At 58.4% G+C, this 16,693-nt stretch carries 13 protein-coding genes; 5 read left to right on the top strand and 8 right to left on the bottom strand.

Annotated features, from left to right (window positions below):
* Positions 1 to 23 precede the first annotated feature (23 nt).
* Complete coding sequence (locus HNQ64_RS09845; RefSeq protein WP_184207988.1) at positions 24 to 947, top strand: LysR family transcriptional regulator; 924 nt, start codon at positions 24 to 26, stop codon at positions 945 to 947.
* Between the two features lie 468 nt (positions 948 to 1,415).
* Here the strand turns inward: HNQ64_RS09845 and HNQ64_RS09850 are convergent, their stop codons facing one another.
* The 5 genes from HNQ64_RS09850 to HNQ64_RS09870 form a co-directional block, all read right to left on the bottom strand.
* A complete protein-coding gene (locus HNQ64_RS09850; RefSeq protein WP_184207990.1) occupies positions 1,416 to 2,450 on the bottom strand; it encodes a BPSS1187 family protein in 1,035 nt (344 codons plus the stop codon).
* Between the two features lie 82 nt (positions 2,451 to 2,532).
* Complete coding sequence (locus HNQ64_RS09855; RefSeq protein ID WP_184207992.1) at positions 2,533 to 5,079, bottom strand: PVC-type heme-binding CxxCH protein; 2,547 nt, start codon at positions 5,077 to 5,079, stop codon at positions 2,533 to 2,535.
* 97 nt (positions 5,080 to 5,176) lie between these two features.
* Positions 5,177 to 6,019: a prephenate dehydratase gene (locus HNQ64_RS09860; RefSeq protein WP_184207994.1), complete on the bottom strand. Its 843-nt coding sequence runs from the start codon at positions 6,017 to 6,019 to the stop codon at positions 5,177 to 5,179.
* 44 nt (positions 6,020 to 6,063) lie between these two features.
* The gene (locus HNQ64_RS09865) at positions 6,064 to 6,744 is read right to left on the bottom strand and encodes a hypothetical protein (protein ID WP_184207996.1); all 681 of its coding nucleotides are present in this window, start codon (positions 6,742 to 6,744) and stop codon (positions 6,064 to 6,066) included.
* 336 nt (positions 6,745 to 7,080) lie between these two features.
* On the bottom strand, positions 7,081 to 8,463 hold the full coding sequence (locus HNQ64_RS09870) for an APC family permease (RefSeq protein ID WP_184207998.1): 1,383 nt from the start codon (positions 8,461 to 8,463) through the stop codon (positions 7,081 to 7,083).
* A 152-nt stretch (positions 8,464 to 8,615) separates the two neighbouring features.
* Here HNQ64_RS09870 and HNQ64_RS09875 point away from each other — a divergent pair, with 152 nt between their 5' ends.
* From HNQ64_RS09875 to HNQ64_RS09890, 4 genes are all read left to right on the top strand, one after another.
* Positions 8,616 to 9,197, top strand: a complete 582-nt coding sequence (locus HNQ64_RS09875) for an RNA polymerase sigma factor (RefSeq protein ID WP_184208000.1) — start codon at positions 8,616 to 8,618, stop codon at positions 9,195 to 9,197.
* Positions 9,194 to 9,661, top strand: coding sequence for a hypothetical protein (locus HNQ64_RS09880; RefSeq protein WP_184208002.1), 468 nt, complete (start codon positions 9,194 to 9,196; stop codon positions 9,659 to 9,661). The genes HNQ64_RS09875 and HNQ64_RS09880 overlap by 4 nt, the downstream gene beginning before the upstream one ends.
* Before the next feature lie 29 nt (positions 9,662 to 9,690).
* Complete coding sequence (locus tag HNQ64_RS09885; protein ID WP_184208004.1) at positions 9,691 to 10,803, top strand: S1C family serine protease; 1,113 nt, start codon at positions 9,691 to 9,693, stop codon at positions 10,801 to 10,803.
* A gap of 133 nt (positions 10,804 to 10,936) precedes the next feature.
* Positions 10,937 to 11,572, top strand: coding sequence for an LON peptidase substrate-binding domain-containing protein (locus tag HNQ64_RS09890; protein WP_184208006.1), 636 nt, complete (start codon positions 10,937 to 10,939; stop codon positions 11,570 to 11,572).
* 13 nt (positions 11,573 to 11,585) lie between these two features.
* On the opposite strand, the gene HNQ64_RS09895 is transcribed toward HNQ64_RS09890, so the two are convergent.
* From HNQ64_RS09895 to gpmI, 3 genes are all read right to left on the bottom strand, one after another.
* Complete coding sequence (locus tag HNQ64_RS09895) at positions 11,586 to 13,301, bottom strand: DUF4407 domain-containing protein (protein ID WP_184208008.1); 1,716 nt, start codon at positions 13,299 to 13,301, stop codon at positions 11,586 to 11,588.
* Positions 13,302 to 13,462: 161 nt separating this feature from the next.
* On the bottom strand, positions 13,463 to 14,833 hold the full coding sequence (locus HNQ64_RS09900; protein WP_184208010.1) for an MBL fold metallo-hydrolase: 1,371 nt from the start codon (positions 14,831 to 14,833) through the stop codon (positions 13,463 to 13,465).
* 237 nt (positions 14,834 to 15,070) lie between these two features.
* Positions 15,071 to 16,621 (bottom strand): 2,3-bisphosphoglycerate-independent phosphoglycerate mutase, encoded by a 1,551-nt coding sequence (gene gpmI / locus HNQ64_RS09905; RefSeq protein WP_184208012.1) that lies wholly within the window; start codon positions 16,619 to 16,621, stop codon positions 15,071 to 15,073.
* Positions 16,622 to 16,693 lie beyond the last annotated feature (72 nt).

The following is a 16,693-nucleotide window of genomic DNA, read 5'->3' on the forward strand; positions in this document are numbered from 1 at the left end:
GCAGGATACATGACTCAACAGTCATGTTTGAAAATCTCTTCTCCAAAGGTGGTCTCACGCTGGATAGGCTGCGCAGTTTCATGCAGATGGCCCAGGCGGGCAGCATCGCCAAAGCCGCTCCTTATGACACGAATCGGCAGAGCCAGATCAGTCGGCAGATCCGCGAGCTCGAGCAGTTCTTCGGCACGGAGCTCACTCGTCGCCGGGGCAAGACGCTCTCGTTATCCCCTGCGGGTGAGCGTTTGGCCACCTTGATCCAAGAACAGTTGCAGGACTTGGAAGACTTCCGCCGTGAGCAATCTGGGCAGGCAAAATCCTTCACCATTGGCACCGGGGCCAGCGTGCTGGAATGGCTGGTCATGCCCGCGTTACCACAGATCGCCACACTGCTCGGCGGGGCCAATCTCAGCGTCGTGCCCTACCGCAGTCGAAACCTTGCCGCCGCCATCCATGAAGGGGTGGTGGACTTCGCCGTCGTTCGTCAAGATGCTTTGGGCCCCCATGCCCGAGTGGAAAAACTCATGCGTCTCGGCTTCGTTCTCTGCATTCCTAAAAAGCTAATGAAAAAGGGCACTCGTGATGCCAGCCAGCCCAGTCTGTGGCAGACGCTCCCCTTTGCTGCCGGGCGCGATGGCGGCCAGATGGATACCTCTTTGCGCAATGCCATGGCAGAGGCTGGCGTGGACTTTCGTCCGCAGTTCGAGTGCGGTTCTATGCTTCAGGTTAGGCAACTGGTGGAGATGGGGGCCTGTGCAGCAGTCTTGCCAGAGATTGGCGTGCGGGGTCTGGATGAAAAGGAGATCTTGATCACCCCCTTTGCACCCATGCGTAATTACGGTCGCAGCCTCGTGCTTCATTGGAATGAACGCCAGATGCGCCGTCGAGGCCTGGAGCTCTCTCAGATCCGCGCCGTGGCTCGCCTGCTGAAAAGCCCTGCGGTGCAATAGGTGCCTCGGCCCTTCCAGCGTCCCTCCAGGACGCCTGTGAGATCGGGGTGTTTTGACCTTTTCGATCCGGTGGTTCCCGCCTGCTCCGCAGTATTCACCACCAGCTACCCTCCACGCTCCCTCCGGGAGCAAAGCCTCGCGATTCGGGAAATATCGGCAAGGTTTGGCGTAGTTTCGATTGGCTAGCCTCAACTCTGCCCCCAGGAGCAAAGCCTGCGGTTCCAGGCACGCCTGCGTTTGCCACGTTCCCTGCGGGAGCATAGCCTGAGGGTGGGACTGCTGTTGATCAATCCCCGCCTTGGCTCCCGGAAGGGAGCTTGGAAAGTAGCCGGTGGTGGAGGTGGCGAAGCCACTGGGAACCACCGGTTTTGCCAACGAGGACATTTCCCTCTCCATGGCGTCCAGGAGAGACGCTGGAAAGGCCGATGCCCAACGCATCTCGCCCTCCCCACGGCTCGCTTGTTTCCTCTACTTCTTCTGGTCCTTCACGCAGTCCCCATCCTGCGGCACGGCGCTGCCTACCTCGTCCACGGGGTGGTTGAAAAGGTACTTCCACACCTCTTCATGCAGGAATTTGCCATCGGGCCCTTTCGCCGCTGCACCACCAGGGGTGACGGAACTGTGGGCGCGTTTGGCATCGCCCTTAACATCGAAATTCGTAATCAAGCGGCGGCTGTTCGTATACGGCGGCGCGCTGATGTCCACATCCACCAAGGGGCCGAATTGATGCAGCCCCATCATTTCCCAGGAGCGGCAATAATGGTCATCCGTCCAGCCGCCATCCAGCACGTGGCTGAAGCCAAAGTAGCGATTTGCAGGCGTGGCTGAGGGGTATCCCTGCCATTCGTCCAGATTATCGCGCGGCCCACAGAAGCACACCACTCGATCCACCTTCTGCTGCTTGGCAAAACGAGCCGCACTGGTGGCTCCGTGAGAAGCTCCTGAAACGATCACTTTATCCCAGTCGAGTCCGTCTCCCTTCGCATTGAGAAACTGCTCCCACTTGCCCTGGGGATTTTCTTTGGCCAGCCATTTCACAAACTGAAAAGAGCGCTCCATCATGCCATCTTGGGGCTCAATGATGGCGAGGTCCGTGTGGTCCTGGCCTGTTGTGGCTTCCAGGCGCATGTTGCCCAGACTTTTGCCATCGTCACGCCGGGCGGCCGGAATGAGGCCAAACCATTTGTTGGCGTAATGCACCTGGATGGCGTGCAGGCCGTAGCTGTTCACACGCTCGAACAACGGTCCGCTGTAACCCATGAGCCAGATCACGAGCTTGCCCTGCGGTTTCACCCGGGTGTCCACATTGGCATGCTGCAGGTCCTGCGGTTTGCCTTTTTTATCTGTAAACACGAAGTCAATGGCCGGGTACTCCTTGGCCCGTGGGTCAATCTCACTGGCGCGTTTCGTCAAGTCGTAACGCTGCGGTTTCGGGTCGTCGAATGCCGGTGTGGCGGCCTGGGCCGTCAGGGCGAGCAGAGGGAGAAAGAAGAGGGATTTCATGGTGAATGCGAGCGGTCAAAAAGGTGCCGCATCCCCTTGGGAGGAATGCGGCATAGGAAAAAGATCAAACGCCGAGGTGCGGCTATTTCTTCGGCGGATTCAGTTCTTCCGCCGTCCACATGCCCACGCGATCTTTGAATTGGGCGCGAAGTTTGGCCACGTCTTTGGGTTCCACGGGTGAGGCATTGTGCTCCCACTCGCGGCGCAGATAGGTCAGAACGCTGGAGACATCTTCATCCGTCAGGTGGGGCAGGGGTGGCATGGCCAAATTCCAGGTGCGGCCGCTCACTTTCACCGGACCCGCGAGGCCATGCAGTACGATGCGCGCAGCCACATCCGGCTTACCCAGCACCCACTCGCTATCCACCAGCGGCGGGGCCAGACCGTCCAGGCCAAAACCGTGGGCCTGATGGCAGGCGGCGCAGAGTCCCGCATAGATGACTTTGCCCTTTTCAAAACGAGCCTGCTGATCTGCTGTCAGGGGAACGATCTTTGGCGGAGGTGGTGCGCCGGGTTTGCCCACCCAAGCGAGGCGGGAAGTGATGCTGGCAAACTGGGCCGACGCCGTTTTAGCCGTGACGGATTTCTTCAGCACGGCCAGAGATTCTGGCTCTTTGTCCAGCCATAGCAGCTTGGGTTTCGGGGCGGATTTGGTGTTGCCGCCGCTGGGATTGGACAGGCCTTTGATGAGAGCCGCCTGCACCGCACTGCCCTTGGGCTGACTGGCGGCGAGTGTCAGTGTTTCTTCAAAGGGCTGCGCTTTCCCGGCCATGGCGATGAAGCTGCCCAGCATTTCCAAAGTAGGTGAGACACTGGCTTTGTTATCAGCGGTTGCTTGCTGGGCCACCAGTTTGGCAAAAGCATCTTCACGACCCCGCAGCCCTGTCATGGCACCTTCACGCACCAGTAAGTTTTCACCCGCACCTGCGGCTAGCAGTTTGGCCAAAGCGGCATCGGCATCGGGCAGGTTGAAGGAGGAAAGCTTGATGGCAAGCTGTGCGCGCACCAGCGTATCCGCCTCGGTCGTCATGGCCAGAACTTCGGGAGCGAGATCACGACCCGCCAGGCGCACCGCCGTGGCTTTTAAGGTGGGGTCTTTATCCTTCAACGTCGTGCGCAGCAGGTCAGGCGTCAGCAGGCCCAGGCCATCCAGCGTCCAGAGCGCATGCAGGCGCGCCAGAGGTTTGGCGGTAGGAGCTTGCACCAGTTCTATGAGTGCGGGACCGGCTTTGACATCGGCAGATTCGACAAGCAGACGCTGGGCGGTATCACGCACCCAGCCATTTGCATGACTCAGGCTGGCGACGCGCTCTGCTGTGGTGGCAGGGATCTTGGTGGACTTCACGGATGTTTCCTTGATGGGCACGATGCGCCAGATGCGGCCCTGATCAAAAGGGCGGTCCAGTTTACGAGCCTCGATGTTTGCGACCAAGTAATGGGTGAGAAAGCTGCTGTGCTGGATGATCCCCCGATACATGTCCACCACGTAAACTGCACCATCTGGCGCATTCGTGGCCTGCACCGGGCGGAAGCGTTCGTCGGTGGAGGTCAGGAATTCCTTGTTTTCAGTGGCATTGACTCCGGTCACGACGCCGTCTTTTTCCGTGACGATCATGCGCTTCATGAGGTTTGCTGAAGGCTCAGGAATGAAGGCGTTACCGTAGTGCGAGGCCGGGAAGGCATCACCTCGGTAAATCAGCGCACCACAGGTCGCAGTGGCCTTGGTCAGAGTGCCATCCGCCCGCAGAGATTTGGGGTCGTAACCGCGATTTACACCCGGCGTCGGGTGGGTGGGCCACACGGTTTGATCGGTGACGACCTTGGCATTCACACTGGTGGCATTGCGCAGCAGGGGATTGCGAGAAAACGCCTCGGTGGGCAGCAGATCGCAGCGCAGGAGGTCGGAGTTGTAGTTGAAGTAGAGGCGACCCTTGTCGTCCTGGCATAGGCCATACTGGCCACGGCCCAGACCCGTGTCTTTCTGCCACACACCCCCGCGCAGGCGGAAGCGGCTGCTGTATCCCGCGCTCCAGATGGCATTGTCCATGGCCCAGGTGGGTGTGTTTGCCATGTGCTCGGGCTGGCCACCCGCAGTGCCGTAATCCGTTGCCACGATGTCTTTCACATCTGCCTTGCCATCGCCATCTGTGTCTTTGCAGAAGTAGAGGTTAGGCGGGGCCGCCACCAGGGCGCCACCATTCACGGCCATGACGGAGCGTGGCATCACCAGTTCATCCACAAAAACACTGGCCTTGTCCATGCGACCGTCGCCATCCGTATCCTCCAGCAGTTTGATGCGGCCCGTGGGTTCATTTTCGGTCGTGCCTTCAACATCGCGCATGTAGCCGCGCATCTCCACCACATACAGCCGGCCCTGGTCATCGAAGCTGATAGCGATGGGGGCCTCCACCATGGGTTCAGCGGCCACCAGTTCGATACGGAATCCTTCTTCGATCTTGAAGGCCTTCAGTGCTTCCTCGGGAGAAAGCGGCGGCGGTGGTGGCAGGTTAAATTTGATTTCGACTTTCGCCGGACCAGCGTTTTTAGTGTGCAAAGCTAGAGCTGGCAGGCCGAGAAGGCCCATCGCAGCCAAGGCCATCGTGGATTTTTTCAAAGGTAGGGGTGGCATGGGGGGAATGGAATTAACGCAGAAAGGTGACCATTTTCGCAACGACTTCGCACCTTTCTGGACTGTGTAGGCATGTTTTCGTGCCTAACCGATGGCATCAAGATTCAAACCGACGCCCGGCAGGATAGGAACCCACACTCCGGATGACGGCACCATCCGCCCGGGTTTGCTCAAGGGCTGCCTGCACGGTGGATTCAGCAGGGGAACCTTCGATCTCGATGTAAAAACGATACTTGTTAGGCTGGCCACGGATGGGGCGGGACTCCAGCCGTTTCATGTTGATGGCGCTGTCGCTCAGCGGAGTGAGGAAACGGCACAGGCTGCCTGCTCGATCTGGCAACTCCACCACCAAAGCCGTGCGGTTATTGGCTGTGGAAACCGCGTTGGCTTTGTGGCCTAACAAAAAGAATTGAGTGATGTTGGGCACTTCTCCTGCGATGGGGAAATGCAGGATGTCCAGCGCGTGGCGCTCCGCATTTTGCCGGGGGCCGATAGCGGCTGCGCATTCCAATGTGGCTGCCTTTTCAGCCGCTTTGGCCGTACTGGCTTCCACGATGCGTTTCGCCTCGGGGTAATTGGCTTTCAGCCACTCATCACCGTGAAAGAAAGGCATGGCGTGAGAATGAATGGTTTTGACCTCCACTCCTTTTCGGCCCAGGAGGGCCAGCTTTACATCCAGGGTCAGTTCCTCCAAGATATTCAGGCCGCAGCGTTCATCCACCAGGCGATCCACGGTATCAACGATGAAACCGCCGGAAGAATTTTCGATGGGCACGATGCCCAGGGCCTCTTCATGGCTGCGGATGAAGTCAAACACCTCGCCAATGCTGGCCATGAGCTGTACCTGGGCTGTCGGGAAACGCATCTGCGTGAGCAGGTGTGAAAAGCTGCCTTCGGGCCCTAAACAGGCCAGGATCTGGGGTGTTGATGCGTCGCTCATCCGTGCCGCCCATGCTCTACTGCACAGGCGGCATGGTCAAGAGGTCAAGCGCCTAGGCTGAGGTATTCACGCACCGTGTGATTCATGGCCCGGCGCGCGGGGGGGAAGCTCTGCGCCACATGGGCCAGAGTATCATCCAGAGCGAATTCTTCGGCTAAAGCGTGTTTGCCAGCGGCCTCCAGGTGGCTCACTACTACCTGCTCATAAAATTCCAGATCCGGCGCGCCCCGTCTCTCCGCGCGGCGATGCAAGAAGTCTGGGTACAAACTGGTGAGTACAAGAAATTGATTCGCGCACTGCACATGAATAAAGAAGCGTTCATGACTGCCCGCACTTTCCAGGGCGGTGATGTAGTCAATGCTGTAGAGGCTTTCCAGCTTACGCTCCGGTAGATTCTGCGCGGCCGTCGCTGGCAGGCCGAAGTCTGCACAGACGGCGGCGATGTAGTCGGCCACCTCCAGGTCATCCACCCCTACCCGCTTCAGCGTGTGGCGCACAGTGACATAAAAGAACAACTCTGGCGAAAGAAACGCTGCCTGCCGACTAACCAGAAGCGCTTCAAAAAGTTTGGGGTGATCCAGGATCATGCGGACAGTGTCCGGATCATCCAGCAGTGAGACGAGACTCTCTTTCTCTCGCTGTGTGAGCGCTAAAGCATCTCGGATGAATTGCCAATCGGCAGACGTGAAACGATACCAGCAACCGGGGCGAGGGAACCTCATCATAATGTTTGGTTTTGGATTCGATAGACCCTCCAAGCATTGGTCGTGCCAGGAATGTCTATCCTCTTGGATGGGAACACCTCGAATTTTGTTCGACCGATTTAACACAAGTAAGAAGGAATCTCCTCGCGGCCCTTTCGTAGGCCGGATGTGTTTGGCGAAAAAAAGATCGTAAAGCCGCTAGCCGCCATCGCCAAACTATCCGGCTTCAGGGAAAGGTGGAGTTCTCCTCGTCGCCCGCACCTTCAGAAACCAGCCGGATAGTTCGGCGAATAGGATTGATGCTCTGGTGGGACTCTTCGCGCCGAACACATCCGGCCTACGTGCGGCTTAGCGGCACTAAAGATCCACCTGCGGCACCACGTTCTTCGGTTTCAAGACTCGATAAAGGAGCAAACTTGTGCCGATGATGGCTAGGGCAATGATGGGGGCGGTGCGTTCGGCTTCTCCACCGGTCGTGAAGGCCGCCTGCAAGCGCACAGCGATGAGAGCCGCGCAGACGAAGGCACCCAAGGCCGGGATGAGGATGGGGATTTCAAAGCCGCCTTTTTCCTCACCGGGGCGGAGTTTCAGCACCACTAGGGAGACATTCACCACGGTGAAAACCGTCAGCAGCAGCAGCACCGTGGACTCGGCCAATTGCTTCACACCGCCACTCAAAATGAGCGCGCTGACGATGAAAAAGAGCACCGCAATGGCGACATGGGGCGAGCGTCGCACGGGATGCACGCGAGACAGCAGCGCGGGCAGCAGACCTTGTTTGCTCATGCCATAAAGCAGGCGAGATCCCATGATGTAATTGAGCAGGGCCGTATTGCCGATGGCGAAAATGGTGATGGCCACATACACACCGTCTATGCCCTGAAACCACGGGGCCGCGCGGTGCGCTACCTCCATGAGCGGTGTCTTGCTGGCCGCCAGTTCCCGCCATGGCACCACCGAAACGGCTGTGATGGCCACCGCCATGTAAATCAGAGTCGCCAGGATCATCGCGCCCACAAGGCCAAAGGGCACATTGCGACGCGGGTTTTTCACCTCCTCGCTCACATTCAAAATGTCCTCGAAACCGATGAACGAATAAAAGGTGAGAACCGCCCCCTGCATGATGATGGTCAGTGTGATGCCAGAGCCTGAGCCACCAGCTACGGTGTCATTCGCTGTTTCAAAGTAGTCCACTCCGCCCCAGTAGCGCACACCCACGGCGATGATGAAGATCAAGCCCGATGCCTCCACCACGGTGCAGACGATGTTTGCCCACATGCTCTCACGCAGACCGCGATAGATGATGCAACCGACGAGAAAAACGAGGCCGATGGCCACCAGCTTGATGGGCAATTCCACATTCAAAGCCCGGGCTAAATTTTCCGCAATGGCCTGGGATCCCGTGGCCATGCTCGTGAGCCCGCTCATCATCACGGCGATGCCGACCACATAACTGAGCCACGGTTTGCGTAGCGAGCGCTGGGTCACATACGCCGCTCCCCCTGCGCGCGCATACCGGCTGCCCACACAGGCATAAGACAGGCCCGTGAGCAGGGCCGCTAACATGGCCATCAAGAAAGCCAGCCATACCGCATTTCCCAGGGTTTCGGCTGCGCGTCCGATCAAGGCATAAATCCCCGCTCCCAGCATGGAGCCCAGACCGTAAAAGAGGATCTGCCAGCCGCCGATGGTTTGTTTCAGTTCCGTCGGGTGCGATGAATGGGGAGTCTCGTCTGCCATGCCTCTCTGGGTAGCGGATTCTGGCCCAAGGGGGAAGGGGAAAAGCAGGCTCGCCCTACCGTCATTGCCCATCATTCAGCAAAAAGGCGGTTTTCGCACACAAAACAAAGGAGGGGTGACGTTAAGCCCCTGGAAACCTGCCACGCCCTCTCATGGAAGCCGCCACCACCGCCTGGAAATACTGCTTCGACCAAGTCGCGCCGAAGCTGTTGCTCTACGCCGTCCAGCTCTGTCCTACCCGGGCAGATGCGGAAGACGTGGTGCAGATGGCCTTCGTGCGCTGGTGGCGCCGCTTTCCTGAGGGCAATGCCGAGCACATCCCTCTGCTGTATGCCGCTGTCCGCACCATCGCTCTGGACCAGCGCCGCAGCGATACCCGCCGGGCGAAACGTGAGTCCGCCTCAGAGGTGGCCTTGCCCATGGGAGATGCCCCCGTTTTTGATACCAGCCCGGAGCAGCGCGAGACCGCTGCCATCGTGCAGGAGGCCCTGCAAACCCTGCCTGAAGACCAGCGCGAAGTCATCTCTCTGAAACTCTGGGGCGGGCTTACCTTTGCCGAGATCGCCCAGACGACAGGCGAGTCCATCAACACCGTCTCGGGGCGCTATCGTTATGCGCTCCAGGCTCTGGAAAAACGCCTTTCACCGCGGCGTGAAGATCTGGTGATCCAGCCCGCTGCCCCACCCCTGACCAATGTCTTTCCCTTCACCCCCACTCAGGAGGCCCTGACATGAACGAACATGAAATAGAATCTCTACTCACAGGCCTACAGCCGCGTGGACCTTCCGCAGCCCTCACTCGCCAGGTCGAGCATGAGCTGGAACTGGACAGCCAGTGGATGCGCGCGCCCGTGAAAAGCCCACGTCAAAAATGGTTTACCCCCGTCCTTTGGTCTTCCCTAGGCGCAGCCGCTGCCGTGGCGGTGATGAGTGCTCTGCCCAGCACCGGGGCCACGACCGCACAGCCCACCTACGCCGCCATTTCACCCCCCACGGTGATGCCTATCAGCACCATTCGTGAAGTCGTCGGCGCTCAAGATGAAGGCATCCAGTATAATGAAGACTCTCGCCTACCTGAGCAGCACGTGAAGCTGGTATCCATGGAACGTCACGCCTGGATTGATCCTCGGGACGGGGCGCACATCACTCTAGAAATGCCCCGTGAGGACAGCGTGGTCCTGCCGGTCTCCTTCCAGTAACTTTTCCAAAACTCAAAACACCCCCAACCATGAAACCTACCTACGCCATCATCACCGCCATGGCGGGCCTGCTAGCCCTGCTGAATGCGCCCCTGCGTGCTCAAGATTCACCACCCGCACCTGCCCCTGAGTCGGCCCCTAAATCTGCAGAGGCCCCGCCTTCTCGTCGCCCCACCCCGCCAGATCTCGAGCGGTCGCCGAATCCCCGCGCAGAAGATGAAAAGCCCACCCCTTTCATCGGCGTTCTCACTGGCAATGTGACTCGGGAGCTGCGTTCCCACTTTGGTCTGGCCGAGGGGTTTGGCCTTCTGGTGGAGGAAGTGATGCCAGACACTCCGGCCAAGGCTGCTGGGCTTCAGGTGGATGATATTCTCATCCGTTTTGAAGACCAAAAACTCGTCAATATGGAGCAGTTGCAGACTCTTGTTCGTAGCAAAAAGAAGGGCGATGCCGTGCCTCTCACCGTCATTTCTGGCGGCAGTGAAAAGCAGGTCATCGTCACCATCGCAGAGCGGATGATGCCCACGCGTCGGGACGAACCTCGGCGTGGAGACGGTTACTTCCAGCCTTTTGGAGGCACGTATTTCGGCGGTGGCCGCGGCAGCCCCGAGATGATGAATGAGATGCGTGAATCCATGGAGCGGTACCAGAACCAAATGCGTGAATATCAGGAGCGCATGCGCGAATGGGGCCGGGATGGCAATAAAGGGCCCGTCCCACCTGCTCCCTCCTGGAGTGGACCTGGGCACCGCGACTCAGATCGTCGAGACGGCAATGGCCCCTCCAGGGATGGAGATCGCGGTCACTCCCGCAATGCTCGCGATGGCGAACGCCGTACCCAGACTTTCGAACAACGCGAGACCGCCAATGTCACCCGCAGTGATGACAGTGGCATCTACAGCCTGCGAAAGGAGCGTGACCGCACCATCTTCACGGCCAAGCCGAAGGATGGCCAGGAGCAAAGCTGGAACCTGAACAACGAAGAGGAGCGCCGCACCATCCCCGCACCCATGCAGGAAAAACTCCGCATGCTGGAGGAAATTCGCGGCAGTGAAAATGTGGCCCCTAGTCGTCGCGCGCCGAATCCACCCGAGAGCGAATCTCGCCCAGGATCTGAACCCCGGCGCCAGGGTGGTCTTTAATCAACGCTAGGCGGGCATTTGCTCATTCTGAGGGACTCGGGCCATTTGCTCCGGGTCCCTCATTTTTTTCTCGAGAAGACAGTTTGCGCCAAGCAGCGCTTTGGTGCGTAACTCTCACGCATCATCGCTGTTTATGGACCCCTCAAGCCAGTCTCACTCTTCCTTTTCCCTGCCGGATACCATGCCGGTCATGGTGCTAGGAGACTGTTATTTGTTTCCCGGCTGTCTTCTGCCTTTGTTCATCTTTGAAGAAAGATATCGTCTCATGTTGGCCCATGCCCTGAAGACGGATCGTATGTTCTGCATCGGTACTCGAGTGAAAAACGACGACGGCGGCTACGATCTCCTTCCCGTCAGCACCGCAGGCCTCATCCGCGCGTGTAAAAAACAAGAAGATGGCACCTCTCACGTCATGCTTCAGGGAGTGAAGCGTATCCGTTTCGACAGTTGGCAACAGGAGAAACCCTTTGTAATCGCCAATGTCAAACCTCTGGATACCATCATCGAGACAGAGGCCGACTACATCAACGAGCTGAAAGATCGGTCACTCGACCTCCTGCCAGATGCCACTGCCTGCGCGGGTGAATCCATGAGAAATCTGCGTGCGGCCCTTCTGAAGATTGATTGCCCAGAAATGGTCTGCGATATCCTCTCCTACCACTTTGTCAGGCGCAGCGCAGCTCAACGCAGCCTGCTCATGGAGTCCAGTCTAGAAAAACGATACGACATCCTTCTCTCCGAGTTGGAGAGAAGTCAGGAAGACGGCTGAAAAAGGGAAGGACTCAGGCCCGTCCGGTCACGGGTGTGCGGCGGCCATCGTCACGGAAGAACGATTCCATGCGTTCGCGAAGATCCGCGTAAAAAGTCGCGGCCATTTCTTCCAGCATTTCGGCCTTGCCCGCCACCCCACCAGCGGCCATGCGCTCGCGCTCCAGACGTACCTTTTCCTGAAACGCCTGCTCCAGGTCCATGAGGTGCTCCAGGAAAGCCTTCGCCGCACGGCTGCGATCCACGCCCTCAATGAGCGCGCGCTCCAGAGGGCGATTTTGCGTGATGTGCAAAAACGGGCTCTCCGTCAGTTGCTTCATGTAGCGGTCAAAGCTTTTCAAGAAGGCCATGCGTTCACGGGCATACTTCACCTCATCACAGTCCACCAGGGAGTCATAAGGCCCGGCTTTGGAAAAGAACTTCACCACCAGCGGGATCGTATCCACCAGCATGAACAGGGCTGAAAGTACCATGTAGGCGATAAAAGCGAAGCGACCACCTTCCGCCCCGTTTTCAAACAAGTTATGCAGAGCCAGCGTTTGCGTGAGGATGTCGCGACGTGGCTCGGCACGAATGCCTGCTATGCGGGCCTCCTCATCTTTCGCCAGTTGGGCGATTTCGACATGCAGCGCACTGAGCTGGCCTAACAAAGTATCAATCTGCACCTTCAGCGTCTCACGGATCGAGTTTTGCTGGCCCACAAAGGCATCCGCCTGCTGCTGCTGCACCTGCTGGCGCAGTCCGGCGATGCGATTCTCCTCAGCCTTAAGCTTTGCTGCCGCCTCCTCCGCCTGGGTATCCAGCGCCGCATTCACGCCATCTTCTGCCGCTTTGATTTCCGCTACCAGAGCCACACGGTTTTTTGTCAGCGTGTCCAGCAGCCCACTGAGCCTAGCTGACTCCGCCCGCCGCCAGGTGAGTTGGTCTTCCTGGATGCTCTTCGCACGTGGCCCCAGGCCCACAATGCCGCTGCGCTGGCCATTGACCTCACGCTCGAAATCCGTCTGCCACTGGTTCAGTTCGGCGGCGATCTTTTGGTAGTCCGCACTCAGCTTAGCCATCTCTTTGTCTAGAGCTTCCAGGCGCAGTTTGCCGGGTGCCACTGCTTCGGCGATTTTTGTTTCGCGCTCCGCCTTGGCCTTCTTCTCATCATCCGTCAGAGGCTTCTCCACGGGCTTGCCATTTTCATCGAGAAAGGCTGCCGTGAAGCTTGCGTTCCAGGCCTCACGCTGTTTGACGATCTGCTCCTCAAGCGGTTTCACTCGCGCCTCTACCAGCGCCTTTTGATCAGCAGCTTGTTTGCGTGCCGCTTCGATCTCCTGCTGCCGTTCCTTTTCCACCACCGAGGTGATGGTATCCTTGAAAAGCAGCAACGTCAGCGGGTGCGAAATCGTGATGCCCATGAGTGCCGCCACCACGATGCGCAGACTGAACTGCGAGAGCTTGCGGAAGATGTTTTGGTACGCACGGTAGGTGGCCAGCAGGGCGCGGTCCACCGTCAGGATGATGAAAGCCCAAACTAGCGACACCGCCGCGATGACGAACCCATTGTTTGTTAACGTGGATAGCGCATACGCGCAGGCGATGGTGGCAAAGGTGCAGGGCACCAGCACCGTGGCACCAAAGGCCACATACTTTCGTCGCTCCCAGGCTGGGCAGCTATCGAGGTGGTCGGCGGAAGCTCCAGAGAGCCAGAAGAAGACACGTTCCAGACGGTCAAGAAGAGGCATGGGAAAAAGGGCGGTTGCCCAGCGGAGAAAGTGCTGGCAAACCGTCCGAAGTCAAATAGACTCCTGCCCCATGTGATAGCGTCCGCCAGGAGGTGGGTTTGGGAGACGAAAGCTGAGCCTTCGTTCAGCCCCCTGGCTGGCGCGGGCGGCTACGAAGGGCATTACCAGAGATCAATCGGCGAATGAGTCTCGGGCCGGATGATTTCGGTGTCACGGTTGAGAGTCTCGGCAAAGCGAGCGCTGAACCAGGCTTGCGAGGGTTCTTCACCGTGAACCATGAGCAGCTTCTTCGGCTTCACTTTCTCCACGTATTCAGCGATTTGTTCGCGAGTGGCGTGAGCGCTGAGGTCGAAGCTTTCGATGCGAGCGTGTAGCTCGACCGCAGGCAGGTCTGGGGAAAGTTTGATCTTCTCTCCCGCCTTGGCCGTGCGCAGACGATAACCTGGGGAAAGGGGATCTGTGTAACCCACGAAGGCGACAGCGTTACGCGGGTTATCAATGAACTTGCTGGCGAAGGAATTCGAAGTTGTGCCTTCGGTCATCATGCCGCTGGAGAGGGCATAAATGGTGCGCGGCTGGTAATCAATTTGTGGGCGTCCTGGGCCGCGTTTGCGACGTGGGGGTACCAGCATGCTCACATCTTCCAGCAGGCGGAAGCCGGGGTAGTTGCGCCGCACACGGTCTGCGTAGTGATCGTAAAGCACTGTCACCTTGGTGCCGAGACCGCCGATGCGCAGGGGCATTTCAGGAATGAGGCCTTCCTCACGCAGTTCATGCAGCATCAGCATCACTTCCTGGGTCTTGCCCAGAGCAAAGACCGGGATGAGGACCGAGCCATTGGCATCAAAAGTATCGCGGATCAGCGCAGCGAGACGCTCTTTTTCACCCTTGCGGGAGTAGTCGGCAGGCCGCTCATAGGTGCCACGGGTGGTTTCCACCACCAGGACATCAATGCCTTCAGTCGGGAAATCGGCGGCGCGTGAGATGGTCTGGTTCTCAAAATTCACATCGCCCGTGTAGAACAGGCTGCTGCCATTTTGGCGGATCATGATGCCAGCAGAGCCCATGATGTGGCCCGCATCGTGAAAGCTGGCCATGAGCTCGCTATTGGGCAGCTCAAAAGGGCGCTCCAGATCGCGATACACATACTGGGCGCGGTTTTCATCCAATTCACGGTGGGTGAAAAGGGGATACTCATGGATGCTCTGCTCCTCACGCTGAGAGGTCATCACATTCACCGAGTTATGCAGCATGGCGCTGGTGATTTCCCCAGTCGGTTCCGTCATGAACACAGGCGTCTTCGGCTGCTTGCGCATCAGCACCGGCAGCGCGCCGATGTGGTCGTGGTGAGCGTGAGTGATGAGAATGCTGTCCGCCGTTTCATGCGGCAAGGCGCCAAAGTCTGGCAGAGCATTAAAACCCACCTCTTTCGGGTGCATCCCGGCGTCCAGGACGACTCGATTTTTGCCGGACTCGAGAAGGTAGCAGTTGGCCCCGATCTCGCGGCGGCGGGTAAGATTACGGAAACGCATGTGTTCGTTTGAAAAGAGACGTAGGGAAGGGCAAAGCTAGGGGCATGTGGCGAAACTGCAAGCTTTCAGACGCCGAAGATTGCTGCCATGCCCGAACTCTTGCCCATTTTCACTGGGCAAGGCGTGCAAGAAGGAGTGTCAAAAAAACAGGAACAGGAGCTGATTCGGTCTTTCCAGACCCTCTTGCCCCCCTTTTCCCTGCTAAAGACGGAAAAGGAGGGAGGAATGTAGGGCAGATTACTTGCGGACGATCAAGCTTTCTCCGGTCATTTCCGCAGGTTGTGCTACACCTAGCATGTCCAGCAGAGTCGGAGCAATGTCAGCCAGCCTGCCGTTTTTTACGGTGTAATCGGCGGCATCCGCGGCCACGTAGATGCCATGGACGAGGTTGGTGGTGTGGGCCGTGTTCGGGCTGCCATCAGGATTGCGCATGAGTTCGCAGTTGCCGTGGTCGGCAGTGATGAAGAGTTTGCCACCCAGTTCTAGCACCTTTTTGACAATGAGCTCCACGCCGAAGTCAATCGTCTCGCAGGCGTGAATCCCGGCAGGCACCACGCCAGTGTGGCCCACCATGTCTGGGTTGGCAAAGTTCATGATCACGGCATCGTAGTTTTCCAGACGGCGCAGGACTTCAAAGGTGAGGTCTGGGGCGCTCATCTGCGGTTTTTTGTCGTAGGTGGGCACCTCCTTTGGGCTGATGGCCAGATAGCGGTCCTCGCCAGGATTCGGCTCTTCCACCCCGCTGTTGAAGAAGAAAGTCACATGCGGATACTTCTCCGTTTCAGCGGCACGTAGCTGGGTAAGCCCGGCGGCGGAAATGATCTGGCCTAGGTTATTGCTCAGGCTTTCAGGATCAAAGATGACTCGGCAGCCCAGGGCGTAGTAAGTAGCATCGTACTCGGTGAGGGTGTAATATTTGACCAGCGGGTGGACTTCCCGGTCAAAGCCTTCAAACCCTGTCTTCAAAAAGGCGTCGCTGAGCTGGCGGGCGCGGTCAGCACGGAAGTTGAACCAGACGATGACGTCCCCATCGCGAATGCGCTGCTCATCGGCGTTGGAGAAAATCATCGGCAGTAGGAACTCGTCGCCGCGTGGGTCCAGATCGTAAGCGGCACGAATGGCGGTGTGGGGCGCATCGGTGCGCTTTTCACCCCGGCCCAGAACAATGGCGTCCCAAGCCAGCTTGTTGCGGTCCCAACGGGTATCGCGATCCATGGCATAATAACGGCCGATGACGGTGGCGATCTTGGCCCCGCTGAAGGTGAGGTCCGTTTCCAGCTTGGCCACGTAGGCAGCGCCGCCTTTCGGGTCGGTATCGCGGCCATCGGTGATGGCATGGACCATGATGTCCTCCACACCTGCCATTTTAGCGGCATTGCAGAGGGCCACAAGGTGCTCCTGGTGGGAATGCACACCGCCATCACTGACCAGACCCAGGAAGTGCAGGCGTTTGCCTTTGGCTTTGTCAAAAGCCTCCACGAGAGCTGGCATTGTAGCTAGCTCACCTTCGCGGATGCTTTTATTGATGCGGGTGAGGTCCTGGTAAACCACGCGCCCGGCACCCAGATTCAGGTGGCCCACTTCGCTGTTGCCCATCTGGCCATCTGGCAGGCCCACATCTTCACCACTGGCGCTCACGGTGCCGCGTGGGTAGGTGGCGTAGAGGTGATCGTGAAACGGCGTGCGTGCCAGCAGGGTGGCATCGCCATTGGCTTCAGCTTGCGCTTTGCCGCCGGGATTGATGCCCCAGCCATCACGGATAATCAGTACAACGGGTTTTTTGGCCATATGAATCCCTGTTCATGCGTCAGAATCAGCGATTCTGCAACCTCGGGTGATTCTAGTTGACCTCTCGCCTGC

Source organism: Prosthecobacter dejongeii (assembly GCF_014203045.1).
Taxonomy (GTDB): domain Bacteria; phylum Verrucomicrobiota; class Verrucomicrobiia; order Verrucomicrobiales; family Verrucomicrobiaceae; genus Prosthecobacter; species Prosthecobacter dejongeii.

What these genes read in the sequence shown, in the direction of transcription:
- HNQ64_RS09850 (WP_184207990.1), bottom strand. Translation starts at nt 2,450, where the DNA reads ATGAAATCCCTCTTCTTTCTCCCTCTGCTCGCCCTGACGGCCCAGGCC.
- HNQ64_RS09890 (WP_184208006.1), top strand. Translation starts at nt 10,937, where the DNA reads ATGGACCCCTCAAGCCAGTCTCACTCTTCCTTTTCCCTGCCGGATACC.
- HNQ64_RS09900 (WP_184208010.1), bottom strand. Translation starts at nt 14,833, where the DNA reads ATGCGTTTCCGTAATCTTACCCGCCGCCGCGAGATCGGGGCCAACTGC.
- gpmI (WP_184208012.1), bottom strand. Translation starts at nt 16,621, where the DNA reads ATGGCCAAAAAACCCGTTGTACTGATTATCCGTGATGGCTGGGGCATC.
- HNQ64_RS09845 (WP_184207988.1), top strand. Translation starts at nt 24, where the DNA reads ATGTTTGAAAATCTCTTCTCCAAAGGTGGTCTCACGCTGGATAGGCTG.
- HNQ64_RS09880 (WP_184208002.1), top strand. Translation starts at nt 9,194, where the DNA reads ATGAACGAACATGAAATAGAATCTCTACTCACAGGCCTACAGCCGCGT.
- HNQ64_RS09865 (WP_184207996.1), bottom strand. Translation starts at nt 6,744, where the DNA reads ATGATGAGGTTCCCTCGCCCCGGTTGCTGGTATCGTTTCACGTCTGCC.
- HNQ64_RS09855 (WP_184207992.1), bottom strand. Translation starts at nt 5,079, where the DNA reads ATGCCACCCCTACCTTTGAAAAAATCCACGATGGCCTTGGCTGCGATG.
- HNQ64_RS09860 (WP_184207994.1), bottom strand. Translation starts at nt 6,019, where the DNA reads ATGAGCGACGCATCAACACCCCAGATCCTGGCCTGTTTAGGGCCCGAA.
- HNQ64_RS09875 (WP_184208000.1), top strand. Translation starts at nt 8,616, where the DNA reads ATGGAAGCCGCCACCACCGCCTGGAAATACTGCTTCGACCAAGTCGCG.
- HNQ64_RS09870 (WP_184207998.1), bottom strand. Translation starts at nt 8,463, where the DNA reads ATGGCAGACGAGACTCCCCATTCATCGCACCCGACGGAACTGAAACAA.
- HNQ64_RS09885 (WP_184208004.1), top strand. Translation starts at nt 9,691, where the DNA reads ATGAAACCTACCTACGCCATCATCACCGCCATGGCGGGCCTGCTAGCC.
- HNQ64_RS09895 (WP_184208008.1), bottom strand. Translation starts at nt 13,301, where the DNA reads ATGCCTCTTCTTGACCGTCTGGAACGTGTCTTCTTCTGGCTCTCTGGA.